This window comes from Streptomyces sp., from assembly GCF_050698815.1.
Classification (GTDB): domain Bacteria; phylum Actinomycetota; class Actinomycetes; order Streptomycetales; family Streptomycetaceae; genus Streptomyces.
Map to the genome: position 1 here is coordinate 1 of NZ_JBOHCV010000720.1, position 3,347 is coordinate 3,347.

Consider the following 3,347-nt stretch of genomic DNA (forward strand, 5'->3'; position numbering starts at 1 on the left):
GAAGACGGCCCATGCGGCGCGGCTGGCGCGGCGCGAGGGGAGCCCCGTGCAGATCAGGGTGGACCCACCCGACATCGGCTGACCTGACATCGGCTGGGGCGCCTGCCGCGCCGCGGTGTCCGCCGAGAACCCGCCCGTCCGCCCGCCCGGCAGGCAGCGGCCGGACGTCACCGGAGGAGCGTCTGCGGACAGCACACCGCCCGGTGGCGTGCGGCGCGCACCGGGCGGCGGGGCAACGGCCGTGGAGGAGTCAGCCGTTGCGGGGGCCGGGGAAGGGCCCCGGTCTGTGGTCACGGGTGGGCTGCCCGGGTACGGGCCGGGCGGCCGGGACCGGGTGTCCCCGTACCGCGCCGGTACCGGGAACTGCGGCTGGCCCAACCGGCCCCGGAATCGCGGCGGGTCCGGGGAGGGCCGCCGCCGGAACCGCGGGCATCGCCGCTGCGGGGGCGATCGCCGCGGCGGTCGCCATGTCGGCGGACTGCTCGGGGACGTCGGTGAGCTCGCGTGCGGCGTTGCGCCGCGCGCCGTAACGGCGGTGTACGGCCTGCTTGGTGACGCCGAGGGCCGAGCCCACCGCGTCCCAGGAGAAGCCCAGCGACCGGTCGAAGTCCACCGCCGCGGTGACCAGGGTCTCCACGCTGTCCCGCAACTCCTGGGCAAGCCGCACGGTTGGGGCTGGAGCACGCCCGTAGACGACGAAGCCCGCGGAGGGGCTCGAGCGTCGCGGGCGGTAGACGTTGCCGAGCTGGGCGGTGAGGGTACGCAGCGCGTCGACCTGGCGGCGGACCCGCTCGATGTCCCGCACCAGCAGGTGCAGGCTGGCCCTCGCCTGGGCGTCGTGGGTTGCGTGGTCGGCCATGAAGAAGCCTCTCGAACCGGCGTGCGGAGGATAGGAGCCGCGGAACGGCTCGTTTCGGTCAATCTCACTTGACCAACGCGGTACCTGTCCCCCGGTCACGCCCCAGGGGGCGTGAGCAAGGAGGCCGGGGGTGCGCGGCGGCCCGTACGCCCCCTCGGGCGGCGCAACGTGAGGGACGGGCCGGCCGTAGACTTGCGCGTCCCGTCGGCAGGGAACATCCGCCCTTCGCGACCGTCCGTCCGCGACCGACCCGTCCGCGACACCCGCCGTTTCCCGAGAGGTAGTTCGTCACCGATGAAGCTCGTCTTCGCCGGCACCCCCGAGGTCGCCGTACCCGCGCTGGACGCCCTGCTCGCCGCGGAGCGGCACGAGGTCGCCGCCGTGGTCACCCGGCCCGACGCACGGGCCGGGCGCGGACGCCGTCTGGTGCCCAGCCCGGTCGCCCTACGGGCCGAGGAGAAGGGCATCGAGGTCCTGAAGCCGGCCCGGCCACGGGACGAGGACTTCCTCGCCCGGCTGCGCGCGATCGGGCCCGACTGCTGCCCCGTCGTCGCCTACGGCGCGCTGCTGCCCCGTACCGCCCTCGACGTGCCGGCGCACGGCTGGGTCAATCTCCACTTCTCCCTGCTGCCCGCCTGGCGGGGCGCGGCGCCGGTCCAGCACGCGCTGCTGGCCGGGGACGAGATGACCGGCGCCAGCACGTTCCTGATCGAGGAGGGGCTGGACTCCGGGCCGGTGTACGGGGTGATCACCGAGGAGGTGCGGCACACCGACACCAGCGGCGATCTGCTCGCCCGCCTCGCCGTCGCGGGCTCCGGGCTGCTGGCCGCCACGATGGACGGCATCGAGGACGGCACCCTGCGGGCCGTTCCGCAGCCGGACGAGGGCATCTCCCTGGCGCCGAAACTCAGCGTCGAGAACGCGCGGATCGACTGGGCGGCGCCCGCCCTGCGGGTGGACCGCCTCGTGCGCGGCTGCACGCCCGCGCCGGGTGCCTGGACGGTCTTCCGCGGCGACCGGCTCAAGGTGCTGGCGCTGACGCCACAGCCCGGTCACGCCCTGCCAGAAGGCCGCGACCTGGCGGCGGGTGAACTGCTGGCGGGCAAGAACTCCGTGTGGGTGGGCACCGGTTCACACCCCGTGGAGCTGCGGCAGGTGCAGCCGCAGGGCAAGAAGCCGATGGGAGCCGCCGACTGGGCCCGCGGGGTGCGGACGGGCGAGGGCGAGCGACTGGGCGAGTGACCCAGGCCGTGTCGGGCCGGTCAGACGAACGTGGTGGTAGCGGCCGTCTTCAGGCCGCCGGACTCGCGCCGTCGTCGTTGACCTCCCCCTGGCTTCGCCGGGTGGGGGTCCCCCCGGCGAAGCCAGGGGGAGTGCCCCCAGCTGTGGCGGAACTAATCTGCCGCTACGGCGCGACACCACCCACACGAGGGTCCGGCAGCATGGTCGACCGACTGCGGCAACCGACTTCAGCTGATCCGTCGGACAGGGGCGTACGCTGGGGAGTCACCTTGTCATCGCAGTCCGGAGCACCTTTTCCCGTGAGCAATCGGCCGCGCCGCCCCTCCCAGCCCTATCGCCGCCCCCGCAAGGACCCGGTCCGCATCCTCGCGTTCGAGGCGCTGCGGGCGGTCGACGAGCGTGACGCGTACGCGAATCTCGTACTGCCGCCGCTGCTCCAGAAGGCCCGCGGCAAAGGGGACTTCGACACCCGGGACGCGGCCCTGGCCACCGAACTGGTCTACGGCACGCTGCGCCGGCAGGGCACCTACGACGCGATCATCGCCGAGTGCGTCGACCGGCCGCTGCGGGAGGTCGACCCGCCGGTGCTCGACGTGCTCGCACTCGGCGTGCACCAACTGCTGGGCACCCGCATCCCCACCCACGCGGGAGTGAGCGCGACCGTCGAACTGGCCCGTGTGGTGCTGGGCGACGGGCGCGCCAAATTCGTCAACGCCGTGCTCCGCAAGGTAGCCGCCGACGATCTGGACGGCTGGCTCGACCGCGTCGCACCGCCCTACGACGACGATCCCGAGGAGCATCTCGCCGTCCGGCACGCGCATCCGCGCTGGATCGTCTCGGCCCTCTGGGACGCCCTCGGCGGCGGCAGCCGCGGCATGACGGAGCTGCTGACGGCGGACAACGAGCGGCCCGAGGTCACCCTCGTCGCCCGCCCGGGCCGGGCCACCCCCGAAGAACTGCTCACCGGTGACGCCGTCCCCGGACGCTGGTCGCCCTACGCCGTGCGGCTCGCCGAGGGCGGCGAGCCCGGCGCACTCGACGCCGTCCGGGAGGGGCGGGCAGGAGTGCAGGACGAGGGCAGCCAGCTCGTCGCCCTCGCCCTTGCCAACGCCCCGCTGGCACCAGACGGCCAGGGCGGCCCGGACGGTGAGCGGGCGGACATCCGCGACGAGTTGTGGCTCGACGGCTGCGCCGGGCCCGGCGGCAAGTCGGCCCTGCTCGCCGCGCTGGCCGCGCAGCGCGGCGC

At 74.6% G+C, this 3,347-nt stretch carries 3 protein-coding genes; 2 read left to right on the forward strand and 1 reads right to left on the reverse strand.

The annotated features are described in order from the left end of the window. Positions 1-250: 250 nt before the first annotated feature. A complete protein-coding gene (locus ACRDP3_RS25505; RefSeq protein ID WP_431519349.1) occupies positions 251-859 on the reverse strand; it encodes a hypothetical protein in 609 nt (202 codons plus the stop codon). A 294-nt stretch (positions 860-1,153) separates the two neighbouring features. Here ACRDP3_RS25505 and fmt point away from each other — a divergent pair, with 294 nt between their 5' ends. Together fmt and ACRDP3_RS25515 are read left to right on the forward strand one after the other, a co-directional pair. Further along, on the forward strand, positions 1,154-2,101 hold the full coding sequence (fmt, locus tag ACRDP3_RS25510; RefSeq protein WP_431519350.1) for a methionyl-tRNA formyltransferase: 948 nt from the start codon (positions 1,154-1,156) through the stop codon (positions 2,099-2,101). Positions 2,102-2,400: 299 nt separating this feature from the next. Continuing rightward, a partial coding sequence (locus ACRDP3_RS25515) for a transcription antitermination factor NusB (RefSeq protein WP_431519351.1) occupies positions 2,401-3,347 on the forward strand: 947 nt, incomplete at its 3' end.

Bases quoted from the DNA above. Each gene is read 5' to 3' on its own strand.
- ACRDP3_RS25505 (WP_431519349.1), bottom strand. From the start codon at position 859: ATGGCCGACCACGCAACCCACGACGCCCAGGCGAGGGCCAGCCTGCAC.
- fmt (WP_431519350.1), top strand. From the start codon at position 1,154: ATGAAGCTCGTCTTCGCCGGCACCCCCGAGGTCGCCGTACCCGCGCTG.